This is a genomic window from Pseudoalteromonas sp. S558, assembly GCF_005886635.1.
GTDB classification, from domain to species: domain Bacteria; phylum Pseudomonadota; class Gammaproteobacteria; order Enterobacterales; family Alteromonadaceae; genus Pseudoalteromonas; species Pseudoalteromonas aliena.
The window spans coordinates 1-24175 of sequence record NZ_PNDU01000152.1 but is presented as its reverse complement, the minus strand read 5'-3'; the positions used below and the strand labels follow the sequence as shown (position 1 = coordinate 24175).

24 protein-coding genes and 1 tRNA gene are annotated in these 24175 nt (G+C 38.3%); 16 read left to right on the top strand and 9 right to left on the bottom strand.

What is annotated here, in order from left to right:
* Positions 1–352: 352 nt before the first annotated feature.
* From pilV to CWB66_RS11830, 5 genes are read left to right on the top strand one after another with little or no spacing between them, the layout of a single operon-like run.
* Positions 353–904, top strand: a complete 552-nt coding sequence (gene pilV, locus CWB66_RS11850) for a type IV pilus modification protein PilV (RefSeq protein ID WP_077538644.1) — start codon at positions 353–355, stop codon at positions 902–904.
* 1 nt (position 905) lies between these two features.
* Positions 906–1901, top strand: coding sequence for a PilW family protein (locus CWB66_RS11845; RefSeq protein ID WP_138585536.1), 996 nt, complete (start codon positions 906–908; stop codon positions 1899–1901).
* On the top strand, positions 1889–2395 hold the full coding sequence (locus CWB66_RS11840) for a pilus assembly PilX family protein (protein ID WP_138585535.1): 507 nt from the start codon (positions 1889–1891) through the stop codon (positions 2393–2395). The genes CWB66_RS11845 and CWB66_RS11840 overlap by 13 nt, the downstream gene beginning before the upstream one ends.
* Positions 2396–2410: 15 nt before the next feature.
* Positions 2411–5593, top strand: coding sequence for a pilus assembly protein (locus CWB66_RS11835; RefSeq protein ID WP_138585534.1), 3183 nt, complete (start codon positions 2411–2413; stop codon positions 5591–5593).
* Positions 5594–5603: 10 nt separating this feature from the next.
* Complete coding sequence (locus CWB66_RS11830; RefSeq protein ID WP_138585537.1) at positions 5604–6026, top strand: type IV pilin protein; 423 nt, start codon at positions 5604–5606, stop codon at positions 6024–6026.
* A 1-nt stretch (position 6027) separates the two neighbouring features.
* On the opposite strand, the gene CWB66_RS11825 is transcribed toward CWB66_RS11830, so the two are convergent.
* Complete coding sequence (locus CWB66_RS11825) at positions 6028–6564, bottom strand: GspH/FimT family pseudopilin (RefSeq protein WP_138585533.1); 537 nt, start codon at positions 6562–6564, stop codon at positions 6028–6030.
* 79 nt (positions 6565–6643) lie between these two features.
* Positions 6644–7225 (bottom strand): GspH/FimT family pseudopilin, encoded by a 582-nt coding sequence (locus tag CWB66_RS11820; protein WP_138585532.1) that lies wholly within the window; start codon positions 7223–7225, stop codon positions 6644–6646.
* Between the two features lie 153 nt (positions 7226–7378).
* Here CWB66_RS11820 and glnB point away from each other — a divergent pair, with 153 nt between their 5' ends.
* On the top strand, positions 7379–7717 hold the full coding sequence (gene glnB / locus CWB66_RS11815) for a nitrogen regulatory protein P-II (RefSeq protein ID WP_077539086.1): 339 nt from the start codon (positions 7379–7381) through the stop codon (positions 7715–7717).
* Positions 7718–7847: 130 nt separating this feature from the next.
* Here glnB and CWB66_RS11810 read toward each other — a convergent pair whose 3' ends face one another.
* The 6 genes from CWB66_RS11810 to CWB66_RS11785 all read right to left on the bottom strand — a co-directional run bounded on the left by CWB66_RS11810 (position 7848) and on the right by CWB66_RS11785 (position 13563).
* A complete protein-coding gene (locus CWB66_RS11810; RefSeq protein WP_138585530.1) occupies positions 7848–9203 on the bottom strand; it encodes a sodium-dependent transporter in 1356 nt (451 codons plus the stop codon).
* Between the two features lie 186 nt (positions 9204–9389).
* Entirely contained in the window at positions 9390–10694 is a 1305-nt protein-coding gene (locus CWB66_RS11805; RefSeq protein WP_138585529.1) for a sensor histidine kinase, read from the bottom strand.
* A 19-nt stretch (positions 10695–10713) separates the two neighbouring features.
* Complete coding sequence (locus tag CWB66_RS11800) at positions 10714–11418, bottom strand: response regulator (protein ID WP_077538627.1); 705 nt, start codon at positions 11416–11418, stop codon at positions 10714–10716.
* Positions 11419–11439: 21 nt separating this feature from the next.
* Positions 11440–11823 (bottom strand): DUF3019 domain-containing protein, encoded by a 384-nt coding sequence (locus CWB66_RS11795; RefSeq protein WP_077538625.1) that lies wholly within the window; start codon positions 11821–11823, stop codon positions 11440–11442.
* Positions 11813–12670 (bottom strand): MipA/OmpV family protein, encoded by an 858-nt coding sequence (locus tag CWB66_RS11790; RefSeq protein WP_138585528.1) that lies wholly within the window; start codon positions 12668–12670, stop codon positions 11813–11815. Before CWB66_RS11790 ends, CWB66_RS11795 begins: the two co-directional genes overlap by 11 nt.
* Positions 12671–12759: 89 nt before the next feature.
* On the bottom strand, positions 12760–13563 hold the full coding sequence (locus CWB66_RS11785) for a hypothetical protein (RefSeq protein WP_138585527.1): 804 nt from the start codon (positions 13561–13563) through the stop codon (positions 12760–12762).
* Between the two features lie 108 nt (positions 13564–13671).
* Here CWB66_RS11785 and CWB66_RS11780 point away from each other — a divergent pair, with 108 nt between their 5' ends.
* Complete coding sequence (locus CWB66_RS11780; protein WP_138585526.1) at positions 13672–14826, top strand: serine hydrolase domain-containing protein; 1155 nt, start codon at positions 13672–13674, stop codon at positions 14824–14826.
* Entirely contained in the window at positions 14823–15317 is a 495-nt protein-coding gene (locus CWB66_RS11775; protein ID WP_138585525.1) for a SixA phosphatase family protein, read from the top strand. The genes CWB66_RS11780 and CWB66_RS11775 overlap by 4 nt, the downstream gene beginning before the upstream one ends.
* A 106-nt stretch (positions 15318–15423) precedes the next feature.
* On the opposite strand, the gene yhbY is transcribed toward CWB66_RS11775, so the two are convergent.
* A complete protein-coding gene (gene yhbY, locus CWB66_RS11770; protein WP_077538615.1) occupies positions 15424–15720 on the bottom strand; it encodes a ribosome assembly RNA-binding protein YhbY in 297 nt (98 codons plus the stop codon).
* A gap of 88 nt (positions 15721–15808) precedes the next feature.
* On the opposite strand from yhbY, the gene rlmE reads away from it, so the two are divergent.
* The 8 genes from rlmE (at position 15809) to CWB66_RS11730 (ending at position 23880) form a co-directional block, all read left to right on the top strand.
* The gene (gene rlmE, locus CWB66_RS11765) at positions 15809–16438 is read left to right on the top strand and encodes a 23S rRNA (uridine(2552)-2'-O)-methyltransferase RlmE (protein ID WP_007377784.1); all 630 of its coding nucleotides are present in this window, start codon (positions 15809–15811) and stop codon (positions 16436–16438) included.
* 66 nt (positions 16439–16504) lie between these two features.
* Complete coding sequence (ftsH, locus tag CWB66_RS11760; RefSeq protein WP_138585524.1) at positions 16505–18448, top strand: ATP-dependent zinc metalloprotease FtsH; 1944 nt, start codon at positions 16505–16507, stop codon at positions 18446–18448.
* Positions 18449–18526: 78 nt separating this feature from the next.
* The gene (gene folP, locus CWB66_RS11755; protein ID WP_138585523.1) at positions 18527–19372 is read left to right on the top strand and encodes a dihydropteroate synthase; all 846 of its coding nucleotides are present in this window, start codon (positions 18527–18529) and stop codon (positions 19370–19372) included.
* Positions 19372–20721: a phosphoglucosamine mutase gene (gene glmM / locus CWB66_RS11750; RefSeq protein ID WP_138585522.1), complete on the top strand. Its 1350-nt coding sequence runs from the start codon at positions 19372–19374 to the stop codon at positions 20719–20721. Before folP ends, glmM begins: the two co-directional genes overlap by 1 nt.
* Positions 20722–20793: 72 nt before the next feature.
* Positions 20794–21543 carry a triose-phosphate isomerase gene (gene tpiA / locus CWB66_RS11745; RefSeq protein ID WP_138585521.1) on the top strand — a complete coding sequence of 250 codons (750 nt, stop codon included), beginning with the start codon at positions 20794–20796 and terminating at the stop codon, positions 21541–21543.
* A 1-nt stretch (position 21544) separates the two neighbouring features.
* A complete protein-coding gene (gene secG / locus CWB66_RS11740) occupies positions 21545–21898 on the top strand; it encodes a preprotein translocase subunit SecG (RefSeq protein WP_138585520.1) in 354 nt (117 codons plus the stop codon).
* A 71-nt stretch (positions 21899–21969) separates the two neighbouring features.
* Positions 21970–22054: transfer RNA gene (locus tag CWB66_RS11735), tRNA-Leu, on the top strand.
* Between the two features lie 200 nt (positions 22055–22254).
* The gene (locus tag CWB66_RS11730; protein WP_138585519.1) at positions 22255–23880 is read left to right on the top strand and encodes a methyl-accepting chemotaxis protein; all 1626 of its coding nucleotides are present in this window, start codon (positions 22255–22257) and stop codon (positions 23878–23880) included.
* Positions 23881–24175 lie beyond the last annotated feature (295 nt).

Below are 24175 nucleotides of genomic sequence, written 5' to 3'. Positions count from 1 at the left end.
CTAATTAACCTGAACTCTGGATAATAAATCTATCTCAAGCAGCTGTTTTTAGCGCTAACTGCATTGAAATTACTTGCAATAGGCCAGCTATTGACACGTAATTCCGCCTTATTTTCACTGAAAATCTCTTGCTAGAGAAAAATAAATTTAAATATTATTATGATTCAATATATTAGTAAATGTCTTAACCAGAGTTCAGGTTAAATACCAAACAGTCTGCTACAAATTTAATTTCGCAAGATAAGCAGGATCTAACCGTTCATCAATAAATATAACCGTCTGTCGTAGTCCTACTTGAATCCACCTATAAATCGCATAAACTTACAATTAGATAATTTTATTTGGTTTTACTATGCAATCGTACCAGTTTAAATTGCAAAAAGGTTTCACACTCATTGAAGTGCTTATTGCATTTATTATTCTTAGTTTTGGCTTATTAGGTGCCGTTGCGCTGCAAGCGAAGGCAAAACAAGCCAGTTTTGACTCTATGCAGCGTGCTGCTGCTATTGCACTTGGAAATGATATAGTCCAGAGAATTCGCGTTAACGACAGCCCCCAATTAGCGACTCTTTATAAACAGTCCTTTACGAGTAAAACAGCAACTAATTCATCAACCACGTGTTTTGAAGGCTCGTGTAGTGCAGCTCAAATAGCTTTACTTAATATAGAGCAATGGAAACGTGCTATTCGAGCGCGTGAAAATACGGGCTCACTAGATGGTGCAACAGTATGCATAAACTTAACACCAACAGGCAGTAAGGCATTTAATTTAGAGGTTATTGTATCGTGGCAAGGCCGACAAGAATTTAAAGCAAACACACAAACAAGCAAAGTTAACTGTGGTGCCGCGGATAAGAAACGCCGTCTAGTCGTTTTAACCAGCTATATTTACATTAGGAGCTAGTATGTATCAACGAGGCTTTACGCTTTTAGAAATGATGATTTCCCTTTTTATCGGTGTGCTGATCTTAGGTGGCGTTATGTTTACGTATATTGGCATGAAAGTCACGACGAAAGACACAATGACCATAGGCGAGCTTCAAGAGACTGGCCGCCTAGCAATAAACATAATGCAGCGTGATATAGAACAAGTTGGCTTCTGGGGAACCTTTTACGAAGACTCATTCGCAGCAAAAAACACTGAGACTTTATCTGCCCCTAGTGGTGACTGCTTTGAAGGGGTAAATAATGGGAGTTTTCCAGATTTTTCTAGCGGGAGTAATTTTAGATCGATTTATGCAAAAAAAGCCAACTCAGAAACCGAGCTTAACTGTGTAAAAAATCCGATTAAAGGGAGTGATATTCTACAAGTAAAGTTTTTACAGGGTAAGCAAATTATAATCGAACCTGGAAATAACAATACACAAGATGACGAAAACTATTTTATTGCAGAGCAAGAAAAAGCTCAATATGTTCGTGGAATTATAGCTCCTGGAACATTAAATATTAGCGCAACTGTGTGGCCCTATAGTCACCATGTTTATTATCTTGCGAAGCAAACCTATAAAGTAAATAACAAAAGTTTAACCGTACCTGCTTTAATGCGACGTCGCTTAGTTAATGATGCTATGAAAACAGAAACAATTATGGAAGGGGTTGAAAATATGCGTTTTGTTTTTGGTTTGGACACTACAGGCGACAATCGTGTGGATACTTACAGAAGCATTAACGATATGACCCCGAGTGATTGGGAAACCCGCAGAAGGATATTAACGGTGCAGATGTTTTTATTGATCAGAGCACTGCAGCCGGATGCCGGTCTTAAGGTTAAAAATCAAACCTATACTCTGGGTGAAGATGCAAATAAACGTGAATTAAAATTCACTGATAACTTTAGACGTACAGTATTCACGACAACGATTCGTTTGAATAATGTTGGAGGAAACTCATGGCGAATTTAAAGACCACCTCGGCAAAACAGCAAGGAGTGGTGCTTATAACAGCGCTGATCATGGTTATTGCTGTAACGGGGATAGCGGTAACATTAATGAGTAGCAGTAGTATTGATGTGAAAATTACAAATGCGGCACAAGAAAGAGAAGTAGCAGAAAATAAGTTAATTGGAGAGATACAGCGCGTAATTTTTACTGAAGTAAAAAAAGGCGGTAAGAGTAGTTTTTTATTAAGCCCTGAGGAAACGATAACAAAAGTAGTCAAAGAAGGTGAAGCCGATACTTTCACTTCATCAAAAGATATAGCGAACCATGAGGGTATGAAAAGCACAATGACTAATTTAAATAAGGGGGTTCAAAATTTAACTTGCCTGCGAAGTAATGCAGCAACTACCGGTATTTCATGCAATATACTACAAGTTACGACGACTATTGAATATGGCTCAAAAAGCAAGCACCAGTTAACAATAGTAACTGGAATGGCACAACAGGTAGTTAATTAAGTGAGCGGATTTAAAATGAAATTTAAGAAAGTGTTTGCCTCATTCCTTTGTTCAATTGTAAGTTTATCGGTCATTGCCGAAGATATAGAGCTATATGTAAATCACAACGTTGAGACCGATGAAAAGCCACGTGTTTTAATGATTTTTGATACATCCGGCAGCATGGCGTGGGATGTAACAGATGGAGATAGATGTTATGACAGGAAATCTTCCCAGATAGAATGCTTTGAAAGCAAGTCTATATATAACCGAAATCAGCAATGCTATAAAAGAGTGAATGGCTCTTTGCGGGCTTCGTGTCAGGATAGTCGTTTAAAAGTTGCACAAAATGCCATAAAGCAATTAGTCAATGATAATGATGACATTGATTTTGGTTTAATGCGTTTTAATGGCAATAATGGTGGCTATGTTTTAGCCAGAATTGGTTCTGAAAAGGCATTTTTGTTAAACCAAATTAATGCATTGCCGGCAAGTGGCTCTACACCATTAACTGAAACCTTGTGGGAGGCATATTTGTATATCACAGGGCAGCGTGTTTACTATGGGACTAACACTAATTCTCGTGATTTTACTGCAGAATCTCTCGGGGTATATCAGTCACCTTTTAAGCCAGTATCAGGTGAGCCATTACGCTGTGATAACAGTGTAAACATAATCTTAATGACAGATGGCGACCCATCTGAAGATGCTAATCGAAACAGCGACATAAATGAATTACATAAAAGCTATTTTTTCGGTAATGGACCCGTTGTGAGTAATAGCTATTTAACGGCATTAGCTAAAGTTATTCATGGTACTAAAGATGTTGAGATTGATTTATATACAGACACAAAAACAGTGCATGATATTGGTAGAGTCTATCCGATAGGCTTTGGGACAGGGATGAGTAATTCAGGTAAAAATTTACTCTCTGATACAGCGTCTTACGGTGGTGGTCAATATTTGCATGCAAATACTGCAACGCAATTATCAGATGCTTTAAAAAATACAATTTCACGGATTCGAGAGGTTAATGATAGTTTTTCATCTCCATCGGTCGCGAGTAATAATGTAGATCAAACGAGGAGTCGTAACGCGATTTATTTTGCCATGTTTTATCCGGAAACAGGTGCTCGATGGCGAGGGAATTTAAAGAAACTAGAAGTCTCTGGTAGTACAATTATAGATTCAGCAAGTAAACAAGCGCTAGATAATAATGGTTTAATTGATAAAGGGGCCAAAACATTTTGGCTCCCCAGTGGAGCTCCTGCCGATGGTAATGCCGTCGCGCAAGGTGGCGTTAATCTTCATTTAACGACACTAAATACGACTAGTCGAAATTTATATACTGATAAAGAGGGAAAAATAGTCAGTTTTAATACATCAGTTGTAGGCGACATACTTGATTTAGTTACTGATAATCCCCTTAGCTTAGCAAGTTCAGACATAAAGTGGGCTATGGGGGTAGATGTAGACGATGAAGATAAAGACGGTTCATCAAACGATCAGCGTTTAGATATTTTTGGCGATCCACTGCACTCGAAACCTGTTGCCATTGATTATGGCAATGATGATATTCGTATACTTATTGGCACTAATGCTGGCTTTTTACATATGTTTAAAGATAGTGGTAATACAGTGAGCGAAAGCTGGGCATTTATTCCCTCTGATCTATACGACATAATTAAACCATTACGCAATAATCAGGCTGAGACCAAAGTGTATGGTATGGATGGGCCGATTAGTGTTTATTTTAATAATAAAGATTTAAATAACGATGGTATAAACGATGGCATTATAGATGCTAAAAAAGGTAATGAGGTTTGGGCTTTTGCTGGAATGCGCCGTGGAGGGAAAAATTACTATGCGTTGAATATAACATCTCCAAATAAGCCTGAAAAATTATGGGATAAGCCAATAGAAGGCGGCAAAGGAGACTTTAAGGAACTTGCTCAAACATGGTCTAAACCAAAAATTGCCTATATTAAAGCTTTTGGTGATAAGCCATTATTAGTTTTTGGTGCAGGGTACGACACCAATAAAGATGCCGCTATACGTAGTGAGGATGATATCGGGCGAGGTGTTTTTATTGTGGATGCGAAAGAAGGGACTCTTGTATGGGCCTTGACTCCAGACAAGAATGGTTTTACAGGTAAGCACAGTATTGCCGCCGATGTAACAACACTTGACTCTGATTATGATGGTTACATTGATAGGATTTATGCGGCAGACACCGGTGGTAATATATGGCGTATCGATATGCCAGGAACAGATGTAGATGAGTTTAGCCACTTTAAACTAGCTGAATTAGGTAGTAGCAAGGCAACAGAAGATAGGCGTTTTTTTTACCAACCATTAGTGGCAAGAACTATGTTTAGTAAGGTTACAGAAACGACAATCAACGGTAAAAAAACAGTCACTCGCCTTGATACACCCTATGATGCGGTAGTGATTGGAAGTGGTAATCGTTCAAAGCCAACTGATACGAATGAAAAAGATCAGCTATTTATGATCCGAGATGAAAATACACTTACAAAATCATATAAAACTAAAGCACCAGATAGTATTAAGCCAGCAGATTTGATGCAAATGAATAGTGACCCATTTGGGAATGCATTGGATGATGTAGATAAATTTGTTGAGTTAGAAGCTGACTTAGCTGATTTTAAAGGTTGGCGATATGAGCTTGGAATCGGTGAAAAGTCCCTAGCAGCTTCGACTGTGGTTGGTGGCGTTGCTTACTTTACGTCCTTTACACCTGAGTCAAAAACATCAACTGAAAATCAATGTTCACTTAGTGGCGGTGGGGGCTCTTTATATGCTTTTCATTTGCATTATGGAACTAAAGTTTATGACGAGTTAAAATTTGCAACGAGTTATGATGTGCCAGATACCCCTCAGCTCTTCTTTGGTGAATCACCCTCTTGTGTTGATAGCAATGCCGATGGCAAATGTGATAGCGACCCTAGTGTTGACGTTACCCAAGAAAGCCAATTTTATTTTCCGGGTCCATTAAGAAAAGATGGAGATAATCCAATGAAGCCGATTAAAATACAAGGGCCTGATTTGGTGGTTGTTGATGGCGAAATAAAGCTAGTAGATGAAGAAGATACTTCAGGAAATCCAGAAGATACTTCAGGAAATCCAGTGACTTTAGGGCTTGAGGTTTTCCAAACTTATATTTATAAACGCGAAGAAAATGATGAAATTAAGAACTAAGGATATACAAATGCTAAAAAAGCAGAATGGATTTACACTCATTGAACTTATGGTAGCCGTTGCTATTGTTGGTATATTAGCTTCTATAGCGCTACCTAACTATACCGAATACGTAAAGCGCGCATCTAGAGCAGAAGCTGCCGCTGCTTTATTGGATGCAGCAAACAAAGAAGAGCAGTTTTTTGTTGATAATCGTGAATATACTAAAACATTCTCAGATTTAGGTATTGAAAATAAAACTGAAAACAAACACTTCGAGTTATCAATAGAATTAAACACAGAGAAAACGACATTTACTATAACAGCAAAACCAATTGCAGGAGTGGTAAAAGATGATGCAGACTGTAAAGAATTGTCCATTACTGATGTCGGGCTCAAAGGCGCTAAGGGTAAAAAAGGCAATTCCGATATTAATTATTGCTGGGGAAGGTAGCTTATTTTTTCTGGCATTTATTCGTTGATTTAATTCTAATTCTTCCTGTTTGGCTTATCGATAAAGCAAGTCCTTCCAGATTTGCTTTATCATTGTTTGGGCAGTAGATAAAAGTACCGTTTTGAAAACCATTTAATGAGCCATCAGGTCTAAATGTAATCGCATTTCTTGGGTATTCAAGACTATCTGCATGGTGAGTATGCTCAAACGTACTTAATAGTAATTCTTCGTCATTTAGCGATGTAGACTTATCACTATCAATAAATAGTGATACCTGATCATCCCAATAATCTACCACACACTCATTATTTTTTAGTGCACATAATGTAACGTATGTTCCATTTTCTATGGCATATAGCCTCGCGTAGTTAATGTTACGATGCAATAAGTTCATTTGATTACTTGCACGATTTAAGGCTAAAAAATTAGGAGAAAAAGACAGAGTAAGGTGGCTAATTATTGCAAAAATAGTTATGCATACCATTATTTCTAAAAGGGTCATCCCAACAACATTGTGTGAAAGTGTGATATACCTCATCCTTGAAGTTCCCGTTAGTGCAAAACATTATTTTAGTGTAGTAAATGATAACAATATGACAAGCATGTTTGATTGTTTTTTAACCGCATTTATTTTCGTTATCACCAAGATAAAAGGCGGTGCCCGACTGAGTTATAGTCAACGCTTTTACGTTCTCGCTACCGCTACCACTATTTGGGCAATATACGAAATCACCCGGCTTAGTGGTAATTCGACCACTTGTATTAAATCGCAACATACTTTCGTTTCCTGTATATTTTAGCTTATCGTTTGGTCCAATTTTTTCCATTACACGCAGTAAGCTATCTCCGGGTGAATTATAGCTAACTTTATTTTTATCACGGTCTTCTTTTGAATTAATTTTATCGATAAAAACAATGATTATTTTATTTTTATCCCAATTATTCCTGCATGGTAATTGTTGATCGTTCCTTTTTAGGGCATTGAACTGTACCGGGCAAACAATGACAATTTCATCGGAGCTGGCTGCTTGAGAGCGCGCATAGCTAACATTCCTCTTTAATTCTAACAAAAAATTCTCAGCGCGGTTCTCTTCTAGCATGTTACTGCTGCTCCAAAGTGCAATAGAAGCGACAATACCCACAATCGCAACCGTAACCATTAGCTCTAATAGGGTGAAGCCATGTTTCTTATTTTTCATATTAATCTCACTTACTGCGATAGTGTAATTATTGTTATAGTGAAAATTATATCACGGCTGATTTTTTTATCACCGCAATTCAATTGCTTTGTTTGCTATGAAGATAATGATTGTCTAAAATCGAGGTAATTAAAGCTTTGGAAAATAATGAATATGAAAAAAATTGAAGCAATCATCAAACCTTTTAAATTAGATGATGTGCGTGAAGCGCTATCGGAGGTTGGTATCAACGGAATGACGGTGAGTGAAGTTAAAGGCTTTGGACGTCAGAAAGGGCATACCGAATTGTATCGTGGTGCTGAGTATATGGTTGATTTTTTACCTAAGGTAAAACTAGATATTATTTTAGCGGATGACGATGTAGAGCGTGCTATAGACGTTATTGTTAAAACAGCACAAACAGGAAAAATCGGCGATGGAAAAATATTTGTCACTGATGTAGAGCGTGTTGTTCGTATTCGAACTGCTGAAGAAGATGAGGATGCTATTTAAGCATTTTCATATCTGTTTTTTATTAAGACTCATAAGTTTTTAATTTGAATTCGCGTGGTTTTAATCTGAGATCCGTAATTAGCATGCTAATTACGGATGGGTTATTTTTTATAGCGTATTTTTAAGGTATTTAGCTTAGCAGTGAGTGCAAAAATACCATGCCTATAGCGAGCGGGCATACGAACTTAGTGTACCAAGGCCATATTTTCCAGAATAATGTGTTATGTACTTCTGGATTACCTTGCTGAATTGCTTTAAGCAACGAGCCTCTATACCAGATCCAGCCTACAAATATACAGCACATCAGACCAAGTAAAGGCTGAGCAACTTTGGTTGTAAGTGTAATTACTAAACCAAATAAACTCTCTAGATTACAGACTATAGTAATACTAACTACAGCAATTAATCCACCAATTAGGCATGTTGCTTGTACCCGCTTAAGTGCAAATCGCTCTACGGTATACGATACGGGCGCTTCAAGCATTGAAATAGACGATGTTAGTGCTGCAATACTCATTAGCGCAAAAAATGCAAAACCTACAAATAAACCCATGTCACCCATACCATCAAAAAGCGCTGGCAATACTTGAAATACTAACGTGTCCTCTGAGAGCAGTTCACCTGTTGTCGAAGAGAAAATCTCAACCCCTTGTGCTTGTGCAACGTACATAGCCGGAATAATAAGTAAGCCTGCGACAAAGGCAATGAATACGTCTATAAGCGTTACATAAGCCCCAAGTGAAACTAAATTTTCTTTTTTACTGATATAAGAGCCATAAATAATCATAACACTAGTGCCCAGTGATAATGAGAAAAAGGCCTGGCCTAATGCGCTAACTAATAATTTAGCGTCAAAAATAGACGAAAAATCAGGAACAAGGTACGCTTTTAAGCCCTCAACTGCACCATCTTGAGTCATTACGTAAGCTATTAGCGAAAATAAAATCCCTAAAAGTGCAGGCATTAAACGTTTTGACCACTTTTCAATGCCATTTTCGACACCACGGCTAATAATCGCCACTGTTAATAGAATAAACACGATAGTAAATATGATATTGCGGGTAAGTGATTGTTCACTTAACCACGTTGAAGCCGATGATGCGCCAACTAATGTTGTGGCTGGCTCTATCGTCGCGCTGAGCATCCAGCCTGCAACGATGGCATAAAAGCTAAGTATAAAGCCTGCACATAAAATACCGCCAAAGCCGACAATAAAAGCAAAGTGCTTTTGCCAAGGTTTATTTGATATTTTTGCAAGTGATGAAACAGCATTTGCTTGGCCGTGTCGACCAATCATTAGCTCTGCCATTAATGCAGGGTAGGCTAAAAAAAATGCCAATACTAAATATGCAACTAAAAACGCTGCACCGCCATTACTGGCTGTTTGTGTGGGAAAACCCCAAATATTGCCTAAACCAACGGCAGAACCCGCAGCGGCCATAATGAAACCAAAGCGAGAGCTAAACTCGCCTCTAATTGCGCTCATATTATTGTACTTCTCTATTTTGTGACGGCGCTGACAATCTACTGGAAATGTAAAAAAATAAAAAGTGCTTATTGCTGATCTTGCGCAATTTATTGAGTGAGCAGTGTGTTATAACCGTAAATTTTAATTAGTATTACCGTGTTTTATAAATTACCGAGTTGATTTAAAAGTCGTCCGGTACAGCACTTAATGAATACTTTGCGTTTTATAATGTTGATCAATAGTAAGAGTAAAGCAGGCGCCTCCAAGTTGTTTGCTGGTACTGACTTGAATATTACCGTGATGCCAATCGGCAACTTTAGCCACAATAGCTAAACCAAGGCCATAACTTTTATCTGCACGATTTCGGTGTGCTTCTTCTTTAAAAAATGGACTGAATACGTTGTTAAAGTTTTCCTTAGCAATGCCAGGGCCATCATCCTCAACAGTAATAACAAGTTGTTGCTCATCAAGGCGTGCACTGAGGTAAATATGTTGTTCAGCAAAGTCGCATGCATTGGTTAATAAGTTTGTGATTGCGCGAGCGAGCCAGTGTAAGTCGGCGTTAATTATATCGTTCGAACTGTTGAGTTGAATATTGAGCATTTGTGATTCTAATTTAGGGGCTAGCTGCACTAAAATGTTTTCAAGGTAGTGCTTAATATTAGTGGATGAATACGTTAATTTATTAGCATTTTGTTCAAGTGTTGAAAATGCTAAATAGCTTTTTAGCATTGATTCCATATGATCTAAATCATTTTCCATACGGGCTAAGTATTGCTTTATTTTTTGTTCTTCGCGGCTGTCTAATGCTGCGTCGAGCCCAAATCTTAAGCAGGCAATTGGTGTGCGTATATCGTGAGAAAGACTCGAAGCCATAAGCTTATTTTCAGCAACTAGTTTTTCTATCTGGCTGGCCATCCGGTTAAAAGTAAGCTCTACATCTTTAATATAAGTAAAGTACGATACTTTAATTCTGGCTTGCACGTTACCTGATGCAAACTTTTTAGCCGCTTCGTTTAAAACAGTGAGGCGTTTTGCTAGGGGGGCTATAATAAAACCCATAAAAACACATAACCCAGTATAAAAAAGAAGAGTCAGTACGATATCGTTACGCTGCTCTTTATTTGCGCGTTTATCTAGCCGCATTGAAATATGATAGGGGCTTAACGTTTGACTGCTATAAAGCATATAAAAGCCTTGTTGATCTTCTAAAATCAAACCATTAGGTCTATGCATTTGCAATAATAGTGAAGGAGGCAGAGCAAGTGAGTCATTTAATTTATAATCAAGCAGTAAATCAAAGTCATCAGCAAGTTTTTTTACATAAGCTTTACGTTCGGAAGTGGCAATATAAGTTAACTGCTGGCTGAAACCAGTAATCATTTTACTTTGTACTGCAAACTCATCTTGCGGTGAATGGGTTTGTTGGCTAAATGTATCAATTAACCAGCCTAACACTACGATCGATAAAAGTGCACTGCCAAGTAATGAGATATAAAACGTTTTCATTTATATACGCATCATTTTATTACCACGCGGTGGTAACGAGTAAATAGCCTCGCCCCCAGATGGTTTTAATTTTTTCTGGATTTTGCGGGTCGTCGTTAAACTTTTTACGAAGCGCAGAAATAAGCACGTCAACACTTCTATCAAGGCCGTCGTATTCCCTGCCTTTAGTTGCTTTAAAAACGGCATCGCGAGACACCACTTGACCTGCGTTACTCGCTAAGTAGTGCAGTAATAAGTACTCGGCGCTCGAAATATTTATATCTTGCTCGTTAAATTTTACGTTACGTGATTCGGTGTTAATACTCAACGTACCAACAGTAACAATATTATTGTTTGTTTTTGGCTTATTAGGTTCATTGTTTTGGCGAAGTGCCGCTTTGATCCGCGCTAAAAGCGCACGTGGGCGAACAGGCTTCATTATATAATCGCTTGCTCCGACCTCTAAACCTATGACTTCATCCATTTCTTCGTTTCGAGCGGTAAGCATGATAATTGGTGCAGTATAAAAGCTACGAAGCTCTCTACATACACTGATGCCATCTTGTCCAGGTAACATAATATCGAGTAGAACAATATTTGGATTTAAGGTTTTTACTTTACTTATTACTTCATCACCTCGGTGGCAAACATGGGTGGTGTAACCCTGCTCAGTTAAATACTCAGCGACCCATTGAGCAAGCGATACATCGTCTTCAACGAGTAAAATAGTACCGTAATTATCCATAAACTATCCTTAATATGTTGTTTAAAATAGTCGCCAACGGCGCTTTTTTTGCCTATTTTGGTATACCCACTGTAGCTTAACTTCGCTGGTATCGATTACTTTTGATGTGTTACTGTCAAAAAGCTCAAACGAGATGCTTTGCTCTGAGTCAAAGGTGTAATTAAGCGTGCCTTGTTTTTGTTTTAGCCAACACTGCATAATATATTTAGAGGTTGCATCACGTAAGCAGTAGTTGCCAATAGTCGGTTGCTGCCATGTTATGACAACATCGGCATAGCAATTTCGCCCTTCACGTAAGGCGACACATGTATCGGGAATTACAATAAGTGGTGCTGGGTTACTTTCTGTCTGTGCAGACAAAACAGTAGGAAAAATTGCGAGTATGCAAATCCATCTAAAATACATAACGTAGGCCTACCTTGGCTTTGTGTTGATACCTTTGAGAAATGATAGGACTGTTATCAATTTCTTTTGAAAACCATGTAGTAAGCCAACCAGCTAAAAAAACCCAATCTTGGTTTATAGGGTACTCAGCATGAAATTCAAAAATAAGACTGGTACTAACGTTTGTTTTATAAATAGGGCGTAGTGCTGAAGCTTCATCTTTATCTATGCCAAAATAATAGTTAGTAAAATTGGCAGAATATGCACTTAGTCCAACACCCGATCTAAATTCCCAATTTCGCCAAGGTAAAATGTGACTGAAAAAAGTATTAATAATCCAGCCATTGTGGGTGCTTGAAATATCATGAAGGTATTCAAATGATATTTGTGAGTTAGCAAAGCGACGAGTTAATCTAAGACCAGTATCAAAGTCATAGCTACGTGATTTTATACCGCGTAATTCATCGATTATATCATTCCCGGTAAGGCCAATACCTCTTTCATCAAACCCAGCTTGAATATTTGTGGCTAAAATATCTAATCCCCAATCAAACTTATCAACTAAACTATAGCCTATAACAAAGCCACCACTGAGTTGGTTATGATCGAAGTCGAGATAGAATTTATCGTAAGAAATAGCAAGGCTTAAATCAATCTCTATACCGTCGGCGTAGGAGTCAACACCGACTAAGTATGAATCTTTAATATAATAGCCCCCACCGGCACTCCAATCCCAAGCAAAGCCTTGAGTTGGCTCTAGTGTATTATCGGCGTAGTAGCGATTACTTGCCATACTTGTAGTGCTGTACATGCAGCTACAAAATAAGCTTATGTAAAATAAAGTATGGTTAAGTAAAGAGTGTTTCATCTTTCGACCTAATTATTAGTTGTTATAAAGCGTAGTATATTGTTAATAGCCTTTCATAATCTGTAAGAAAATGTAGTGAAAGCCGAGCTTTACTGCACTTTAATTTTATCTATTAATATACTACTTAAGTAAAATTGCATCATGGGAGTCAATGCGCTCACTTCTGTGCGATTACATGGTCCACTTATTTTTGTCAGGTTAGATAGCTTCGATATTATTTTATAATCGGGTATTTCTATTTCTTTATCTACTCGAGCAAGGCGTGCTTGCTCTGTATTTTGTTGGTGGATAAAAGCAGCTACTTCCAACTCGTTAGATATTTTTTGTTCTTCGTTAAAGCTATAAGCTAGCGGCTCTTGGTGAAAGCTTGCACTGTCTATTGATGATTTTGCAAACCACACAACGTCACCAGACTTTTTGTGGGTTAACCGCATGCTTACTTCTGCAAAAATCGCTGCGCATTGTTGAGTGGGGTATTGTTGAACAACCTTTTTATACAGAGAATATGTTTTTTCTGGTTTACTTGGTGTGTATTGAATATCGTCTTTAAATGCTAAATCAAGTTGTTGAATTGTAAGAATGTAATCACTATCGTTTCTTGTTGTTACTTTTAATTGTTTTTCGTTAAGTGCTTGGCTTATTTGCGACAATAACGTGTCAGTCATACTTGCTTTATCTGATACGATTTTAACTGTTTGATTAAACTGTATTTTATGAGCAGGTAATTGAACAGACTTTACTTTTGGAGAAGCGTGCTCTGTTTCATACTCAAGCAGGTATGTTTGACTTTTTAAAGTTGGCTTTAACGGCATGGTTAAAGATTCAGCAGGTTGCTTTGTGATTGAACAACCAGCGGACAAAAAAATAAAAAGTGATACAACTAAAAAACGCATAAGAACTAAACACCCACTAAAGCATAATAATTGCCGTATTGTACGTTAGTCCAAACAAAACTTCATGATATTATGTGTCTAGATAAAGTTAAAAGATAAAATTATAAAATGAAGTACCTTAACCCTTTGCTGTATTGCTTTGCCGCAGTGTGTTTATTATTTAGCACGGTGGGCTTTGCAGCAAAAGCAGATCCTGACTGGGATGCATTTGTAAAAAAATACGGTCGTTATGTAGAAAAAAAGCTAAAAAGCAAAGGTATTCCTGGTGCTGCCTTGTCTATAATTAATACACAAAACCGAGATTACATTCATACTATGGGCTTAACTAAAGTACCCAACGGGAGAAAAGTAAACGCGCATACCCGCTTTAGATTAGCATCTGTATCTAAAACGTTTGCAGGCTCGTTGGCTGCTCAACTAGCCGCCGAGGGCCTACTTAAATTAGATAGTCCAATTAGTGAATATATTCCTGATTTTAAAAACACGAATTATAAAAACGATTTAAAAGTGTTTCATATTTTAAGCCATTCAAGCGGCTTGGTTCCAAATGCTTACGACAATTTGATTGAATCGCCCATGAGTTACCCCGATATTGTTCAGCAGTTACTAAATGTTGAACCAATCTGTAAACCTGGACGTTGTTATGGCTATCAAAATGTTATGTTTAGTTTAATTAATGAGGTTATCTTAAAAAGCACAGACAGAAGCTACACTAGCTGGTTAACTGACACGATATTTAGTCCCCTAAAAATGGCTGATGCCAGCTTAGGCTATGACGCAATGGTAAAAGATCGTAATTATGCCTTGCCGCACGTGCGTGGAAAAAAACGTTGGTACAGTACCAAGCTTAAAAAAAATTATTATAAAGTCGGGCCTGCAGCTGGCATTAACGCAAGTGCGAGTGATATGGCTATTTGGTTAAAAGCACAATTAGGTCAGTATCCCGAAGTTTTATCACTTGATGCATTGGCAATTCAGACTCGTCCTTATACTTTGACAAAAAAAGAACGCTATAGGCGCGTATGGAAAAAGCATTTAGAGGGCACATTCTATGGGTTAGGGTGGAGAATATATAATTATGCCGATGAAATACTTTATTATCACAGTGGTTGGGTTCAAGGGTATCGCAGTGACTTAGTTGTTTTTCCACATTTAAACGTTGGTTTCAGTTTAATAATAAACGCAGAAACCGGTGCAATAAATGAACTGACGACGGAATTTATTAATCGCTTATTAGAGTATAAACGAGGTCAAAAAATATGAATGTTAAAAATATAATGATGCTACTTTTACTTGCGTTACTGAGCTGTGATTCAGTATTTGCAGCGCCGGATGAAATTTATTTATTCCGCCATAGTGAAAAATCATCAGGGGAGAATCCTAGTCTAACAGAACAGGGTGAAAAGCGTGCGCAGAGTTTGATTAGTCTATTTGAAAAATATAATAAAGTTCAGTTGTTTAGCAGCAACTACAAGCGCACATTACAAACAATAGCGCCATTAGAAAAGTACTTTAAGACTAAAACTGAGGTATATAATGCAAGTGATTTAATTGCACTTCAAAATACATTACTTGATTTAGATGGGGTTGTGATTGTAATTGGACACAGTAACACTACACCTAAGCTTGCAGAGTTACTCTCAGGTGACAATGTTGAGCCAATGCATGAAACAGATTTTACGCGTTACTTTTTATTAAATAAAAATAATGAGACGCATAAATATGATGTAAGTGATTTAACCATGGACTTTTAGGCCCTAATAGCCATTAATTGAATTTCCCAATCCACAAAGCCAACACGCCCTAGAACAAAAAAACCAGCGCTAGCTGGTTTTTTTATATACGAAATAAAATACTATTTTAGTTACGTGGTAAATGTATTTTTTTCTCAGCGCTTTGACGGTAAAGCACGATAGTATGACCGATTGTTTGTAGCTTAGTCGCACCTGTTTCACGAACGATAGCTTCAAAAATAAGTGCTTTAGTCTCACGATCGTCAGTTGGAGCTTTAACTTTAATCAATTCGTGAATTTCTAATGCACTTTGAATTTCCATTACTACGCCTTCGGTTAAACCGTTAGAACCTAGTAAAACTACAGGCTTGAGGCTATGTGCCTGACCTTTTAAAAACTGCTTTTGTTTGTTTGATAATGTCATGTTTATACAAATTTTGCTGAATATGGCTTGAATTAAGGGTATTCTACCGCCATCTAAAGAATATTACTAATTAGTTGCGTGTTAATTTATGACAAATAAAAAACAGTCAGCCAGTTCACAGCGATGGCTGAAAGAACATTTTGATGATAAATATGTTCAAGAAGCGCAAAAAAAAGGCTGGCGTTCTAGAGCCGTTTTTAAATTAGATGAAGTCCAAAATAGAGATAAAATACTGCGTCCAGGTATGACCGTAGTTGATTTAGGTGCGGCTCCTGGTAGTTGGTCTCAATACCTAGCTGAAAAAGTGGGTGATAAAGGTCAGGTAATAGCGTGTGATATTTTACCAATGGACTCTCTTGCCGGTGTTGACTTTTTACAAGGTGATTTTCGTGAGGAGGCGGTATTAAATGCGTTATTAAAACGCATTGATGGTAAAAATGTTGATGTGGTATTCTCTGACATGGCACCAAATATGAGTGGTAATAATTCAGTTGATCAAGCTGGTAGTATGTATTTGGTAGAGCTTGCACTAGACATGTGTAGTCAAGTGCTAAAGAAAAATGGCGCATTTATTGTAAAAGTATTCCAAGGTGAAGGCTTTGATCAATACTTACAAGACGTACGTAATAGTTTTAAAGTAGTGAAAATACGTAAACCTGATGCCTCGCGTGCCCGTTCTCGGGAAGTATATATAGTAGCGACTGGATACAAACTGTAGTACAGTTGCTTGGCGTTTAGTTGAATTTAAATTAATTGGATACAAGAGGTTAACCCCTTGAGCGATATGGCGAAAAATTTAATACTATGGCTGGTCATTGCAGTTGTGCTGATGTCAGTCTTTCAGAGCTTTAATGGCGGCGATCAAGTAGATCGTCAAACAAGCTACAGTCAATTTGTTAAAGATGCCCGAAATGGCTCTATACAAGAAGTGGCAATTGAAAGTACCAGTGGCACAATTACTGGCACTAAATCCAGTGGCGAGCGTTTTCAAACGATTATGCCAATTTACGATAAAGACATTTTAAATGACTTACTTAAAGGCGATGTCATTGTGAAGGGTGTTAAACCTGAAGAACAATCGTTTTTAGCAAGTATATTTATTTCTTGGTTCCCGATGATATTGCTTATTGGTGTATGGATATTTTTCATGCGTCAAATGCAAGGCGGTGGTGGTAAAGGGGCTATGTCGTTTGGTAAGAGCAAAGCGCGCTTAATGAGCGAAGACCAAATTAAAACAACCTTTGCTGATGTTGCAGGTTGTGATGAAGCAAAAGAAGATGTTACCGAACTGGTAGACTTTTTACGTGACCCATCAAAATTCCAAAAGCTAGGCGGTAGTATTCCTAAGGGCGTACTAATGGTCGGCCCACCGGGTACTGGTAAAACACTCCTTGCAAAAGCGGTTGCCGGTGAGGCGAAAGTCCCATTTTTCACAATTTCGGGTTCAGACTTTGTTGAAATGTTCGTAGGTGTTGGTGCATCACGTGTGCGCGACATGTTTGAGCAAGCTAAAAAAGCAGCGCCTTGTATTATCTTTATCGATGAGATTGACGCTGTTGGTCGTAAACGTGGTGCTGGTATGGGCGGCGGTAACGACGAACGTGAGCAAACACTTAACCAAATGCTTGTAGAAATGGATGGTTTTGGTGGTAACGAAGGTATCATCGTTATCGCAGCAACTAACCGACCTGACGTATTAGACCCTGCATTACTTCGTCCAGGTCGTTTTGACCGTCAAGTTGAAGTAGGTTTACCTGATATTCGTGGTCGTGAGCAAATACTTAAAGTACACATGCGTAAAGTGCCATTAGGCGATAACGTAGAAGCGGCTCTTATAGCACGTGGTACGCCAGGTTTCTCTGGTGCTGATTTAGCAAACTTAGTAAATGAAGCTGCGCTTTACGCAGCACGTGGTAATAAGCGTGTTGTAAGTATGGCTGAGTTTGATGCTGCTAAAGATAAAATCATGATGGGTGCTGAGCGCAAGACCATGGTGATGAGCGAGCAAGAGAAAGAGATGACGGCTTACCACGAAGCAGGCCATGCAATTGTTGGCCGTATGGTGCCAGAGCATGATCCTGTTTATAAAGTATCTATTATTCCACGTGGCCGAGCGCTCGGTGTAACAATGTATCTACCTGAACAAGATCGCGTTAGCCATTCCAAAGAGCTTTTAGAATCGATGATTTCTAGCCTCTATGGTGGTCGTATTGCTGAAGCACTTATTTATGGTGCGGATAAAGTAACAACGGGTGCAAGTAACGATATTGAGCGAGCTACAGATATAGCGCGTAAAATGGTTACGCATTGGGGTTTAAGTGAAAAACTAGGCCCGTTACTTTACGCTGAAGATCAAAACGAAATGTACATGGGCGGTGGCAGTAGTCGTTCATCTAGCATGTCGGACGATACAGCAAAAGTGATAGATGCAGAGGTTCGATTACTATCTGATCGTAACTATCAACGAGCAGAAGAAATATTAAAAGAAAACATTGATATTCTTCACTCAATGAAAGATGCGCTGATGAAATATGAAACTATTGATGCTAAGCAAATTGATGATTTAATGGCGCGCCAACCAGTACGTGAACCACGTGATGCGCATGACCGCCATGAAGCTAAGCCTGAAAAAGCCCAAGCACCTCAAGAGCCTGTTAATGATGAAAGTCAAAAATTGGATGATTCATCAAAAAAAGATGAAACAAACCTTGATGATAAAGCTGAATAATCGTTAAAATAGTGAATGAAAGCCCCGAACTTCGGGGCTTTTTTGTATCAGCGATTTAGAAAAAAATAAAGGTTGGCAATGACTAGCACATTAACTCTTCCAAGAGGGCGTACACTCAATCTTGAAAAACCCGTTATTATGGGGATATTGAATGTAACGCCGGATTCGTTTTCTGATGGTGGGCAATTTTTAAAGCCTGCAGAAGTGTTAAAGCGTGCGATGCAATTATTAGATGATGGAGCGCAAATTTTAGATATAGGGGGAGAATCTACTCGCCCAGGTGCCCCCGATGTAACGCTTGAAAAGGAACTTGCCCGAGTAATTCCAGTCATAAGAGTAATTCGTGAGCAAAGTGACTGTATTATCTCAATAGATACAAGTAAAGCGCAAGTAATGGAGCAAGCAATATTAGCAGGAGCAGATATTGTTAATGATGTTCGCGCACTACAAGAACACGGAGCGTTAGAGGTCGTTTCTCAGTTTAAAGATGTAGCTGTTTGCTTAATGCATATGCAAGGACAGCCTCGTAGTATGCAATCAGCCCCTCATTACGATGATTTATTTGCCGATATCAACACATTTTTTACTCGGCGTATTAAAGCCTGTGAAACAGCGGGAATTAAGTTAGAACAACTTATTCTAGATCCTGGTTTTGGGTTTGGTAAAACGCTTGCTCATAACTATGAAATATTAACTAAGTTTGATGATTTTAATAAATTTGATTTGCCATTGTTGGCAGGGTTATCACGTAAATCGATGATAGGTAATTTGTTAAATAGAGACATAAACGAGCGATTAGCGGGCAGCCTAGCAGGCGCGTTAATTGCAGCGCAAAATGGCGCAAAAATTATTCGTGTACATGACGTAAAAGAAACTGCAGACGTACTCAATGTATATCAAGCCTGCACACAAGGAATTTTATAATGAAAGAAAGAAAGTATTTTGGCACAGATGGTGTGCGCGGATTGGTAGGCACCCCACCAATTAATCCTGAATTTGCGATGAAATTAGGTTGGGCTGCAGGACGAGTGTTATCTCAAAGCGGTACTAAAAAAGTAATCATAGGTAAAGATACACGTATTTCAGGGTATATGCTTGAAACAGCACTTGAGGCTGGCTTAATTGCTGCCGGTATTGATGTTATATTACTTGGCCCTATGCCGACGCCTGCTGTTGCATATTTAGCACAGACGTTTCGCGCTGAAGCAGGGATTGTAATTAGTGCTTCACATAACCCATATTATGATAATGGTATTAAGTTCTTTAATGGGCAAGGCCTAAAGCTCGATGATGCTGTTGAGCTTCAAATTGAAGCTATGTTAGATGAACCAATGACGTGTGTTGCTTCAGACAAGCTAGGTAAAGCGAGTCGTTTGCCTAGCGCTGATGGCCGTTATATTGAGTTTTGTAAAAGCCAGTTTCCACAAGGGTTGTCGCTAGAAGGTTTAAAAGTAGTTGTTGATTGTGCTAATGGTGCCACCTATCACATTGCACCCTCAGTTATGCGTGAATTAGGCGCAGAAGTAATAACCCACGCATGTGAACCCAATGGTGTAAATATTAATCATGAGTGTGGCGCTACACATGTAGATACCTTAAAACGCAAAGTGCTTGAGTTAAAGGCTGATGTTGGTATTGCTTATGATGGCGATGGCGACCGTGTGATGATGGTTGATCACAATGGTCGTGTATTTGATGGCGATGATTTAGTTTATATTATTGCTTGTCAGGCTGCTCAAGATGATAACCTAGGTGGTGGTGTTGTTGGTACTGTAATGTCTAACATGGGTTTAGAAAATGCCTTAAAAGCTAAAGGAATCGAGTTTGAACGCAGTAAAGTGGGTGACCGATATGTAATGGAGCTGCTACAGCAAAAAGGCTGGAAAATTGGTGGAGAGAGCTCTGGTCACGTTCTAAATCTTGATTTGATAAGCACGGGTGATGGTATCATTTCAAGTTTACAGGTATTAGCTGCAATGGTTGCACAAAATCGTACATTACAAGATTTAGGGGCAGGCTTTACAAAATACCCAATGAAAATGATTAATGTGCGCTATACGCCAGGAACAGATCCGACCAAATCATCTGAAGTGCTGGCAGCTGTTGCTGAAGTAGAGCAAACATTAGGTGAAAAAGGGCGTGTATTACTTCGTAAATCAGGAACCGAGCCAGTTGTTCGCGTTATGGTTGAAGCAGAACAAGAAAAGATTGTAATCGATAGTGCGCAAAAAATCGCAGCTGTTGTTGAATCTATGAGCAAACACACTGATTGATAACAATAACCGCTTGTATTTTTGGGCGATAAAAGTTAATATCTCGCCCGTTTTCTAATGTGGAGTGGAAAAATGGCAATACGCAAAGCGATGGTCGCAGGCAATTGGAAAATGAATGGTTCTTTAGAGCTAGTTAAGCAAATGTCTGACGCTATCAACAATGTTAAATCTAAAAAGATAGACGTTGTATTATTTCCTCCGTTCCCATTAGTTTCAGCGCTTATTGCAAGTGGTGTATCTACTGGAACTCAGACTATTTCTGAGTATAAATCTGGTGCTTTTACAGGTGAAGTTGATGCACAACTAGTTAAAGACTTAGGGGCAGAGTATGTGCTTGTAGGCCACTCTGAACGAAGAAGTATTTACAATGAAAGCAATAGTACTGTGGCTGAAAAGTTTTCACGTGCTCAACAAGTCGGTTTGACTCCTATTTTATGTGTAGGGGAAAGTGAATCTGAGCAAGAGAATGGTAAAACAGAACTTGTAGTTGCTGCACAAATAGATGCTGTAATTGAGAAATTAGGTGTAGCAGCATTAAAAGATTCTGTGATAGCATATGAGCCCGTTTGGGCCATTGGCACAGGTAAAACGGCATCGCCAGAACAGGCGCAAAACGTTCATAAATTTATCCGTGATAAAATTGCTGCACTAGATAGTGATTTAGCACAAGGGCTTACCATTTTGTATGGTGGTAGCGTAAATGAAAAAAATAGCGAATTATTATTTGCACAAGCAGATATAGACGGTGGCCTTATTGGCGGTGCTAGTTTAAAAGCAGATTCATTTTCTGCGATCTGTGAAAGTGCGAAAGGAACCCTATAAGATGTACGAAATTTTATTAGTAGTTTATTTAGTAGTTGCTTTAGCTTTAGTTGGCATGGTTTTAATCCAACAAGGTAAAGGCGCAGATATGGGTTCGTCATTTGGTGCTGGCGCTTCTGGGACTGTTTTTGGTTCATCAGGTGCAGGTAACTTTATGACAAAAACAACAACAAGCTTAGCCACTGTGTTTTTTGTTTTGAGTATCGTTTTGGGTAACCTTACAGCTAGTCAAATCAAAAAAACTGATGAGTGGGAAATTTTACAAAAAGCACCGTCAGCTGAAACAGTAATTCCTGTTGAAGAAGATGTGCCAGTGACAGTTACTCAAGATAAAAATTCAGATATACCTAATTAATAATTAATTGTTAAACGATTTATATTCCTCAAATAAATCACTAGATTTAACAGTTAAGTAAAAGTTCAAATGCGGATGTGGTGGAATTGGTAGACACGCCACCTTGAGGGGGTGGTGCTTTCGGGCGTGGGGGTTCAAGTCCCCCCATCCGCACCAAATTAATAAGCCAGTAACAGCAATGTTACTGGTTTTTTTTTACTGAATTTTGAAATGGAACGTTTTTTGAGCACTCGGTTGCTGCTAATTGCATTTAATTTCAAAAAAAGCATAAAAAAACTAGAAATATTAAAAATATAGTTAACACTTATAGGTATTGAGCCGATAATAGATCTAGACAATAAAATAGGGTAAACAGTATGGCTTCAGGCTTCTCTTTTCAAAATCTAAGTATTACTAAAAAAATACATGCAATAACGAGCATAGCTGTTATTGCATTCCTACTGATCGTTTTGATCAATTACTTTGCGATGAATGATAACAGAGTGTCGCTTGATGAAATGGAGAAGTCATCTTACAAAGTCGTAAAACTAACCTCATCAAATGTAACCCTTTTAGAAAAACTTGATGAGTTATACACCCAAGCAGTGACATTTGGTGAGCAAGAGCTTGTTATAAAAGCAAGTGATACTTATAAAATGCTTGAATCAAACATAGAACTAATAGAGCAAATAAATCCCTCTTTCGTGAACAGCACAACAAAAAAAGAACTCGTTAATTACGAAAGAATATCTTCTAGCATTGCAAACGGAATGGTTAATGGCGGAGCTGATTTTAGTAAAATACAACAACAAGCTAAATTAAAAACAACCTTGTATAGCTCAGTTTTAGAAAGTTTTAAGGGTGCACAGCAAAAAGCGGATGATAGGTTTTTTGAATTAGTCGGGAATACCCGCTCTCGCTCTGATGATGCCCTCACTTTGATGCTTGTTGTTGCAGTTGTGTCTCTAACGTTGCTTTTGTTTATGGCTATTTGGATTGCCAAAGGGATCGGTTCATCGGCGAGTGATGCCGCAAATAACTTAAGCTTACTTGCAAGCGGTAAGGGCTCTTTAAGCACGCAGTTAACAGTAAATTCAGAAGATGAAATTGGGCAAGTGTCAATTAATTTCAATGCGTTTATAGCCTTACTTAAAGATACTGTACTTGAAGTAATTGCTGTATGTGAACCGTTAATGGAAAACTCAACACGGTTAATGCAAGGCATGGAACAAGCAGAAAAGGCTACAACAAAACAAACCACTGACGCAGAAATTGTTAAGCAGTCAATGGAAGAAATGAAGCAGAGTGTTGGTGATATATCTCAATCAGCAGGTAATGCGTCACATGCGGTTCAAACGGCAGAAAAAGAAGTAGAACAAAGCCGCTCTCAAGTACAAATGTCTGTAACTGCTTCACGCACTCTTAGTGATGAGATAAATCAAGCAGCTACAACAATCAATAAACTTGCAGATGATACAAAAAATGTGTCACAAATTTTGAACGTAATTACTTCAATTGCTGATCAAACTAACTTATTAGCGCTTAATGCTGCAATTGAAGCTGCACGTGCTGGTGAACATGGTCGTGGTTTTGCCGTTGTTGCTGATGAAGTTCGTGAGCTTGCTTCTCGCACAGCGCATTCTACTAATGAAATTCGTGAACTATTAGGCGCACTAACTAAAGCAGCTAATGAGTCGGTTACAGCAATGACTTCGGCTCGTGATATGGCAACCGACAACGCCACGGCTGCTGAGAAAACAGGTATCTCAATTGAAAAAATTGCAGAGCAGATGCTAGAAATTAATGGTATGAACTCACAGATTGCAGCTGCGACTGAAGAACAGACCTCTGTTGCCGCTATGGTTGTTGAGAATGTATCTAATATGCATGTGTCATTTGAAGACACCATGGATTCATTGCTAGCAGTACGTGATGTAGCTAAAAACCTACATTACTTATCGGATAATCTGCTAGACGCGACGGCTAAGTTTAGAATTGAGTAAGTTATAGCTTTAATGGCTATCAAAAGTTATTAATAAAAGATGGGCTAATTTATAGCCCATTTTTTTTAACTAATTTTCGTGTTATCTAAATACAAGCCTTTTGTATTGATCCACTTATACCAATCTGCTTATATATGGGGTCTATTTAACGTTAAGAAAATTACGCTAGAACTAGGCAAAAATTTTTGTATCTATTTTTCTAAATAAAAATTTTTAAAGACGTTATAGTGCAATTTAATTCGTTAAATCGATCAAAGATTTATGCAGTTTGGTATTACCTTATTAATATCACATG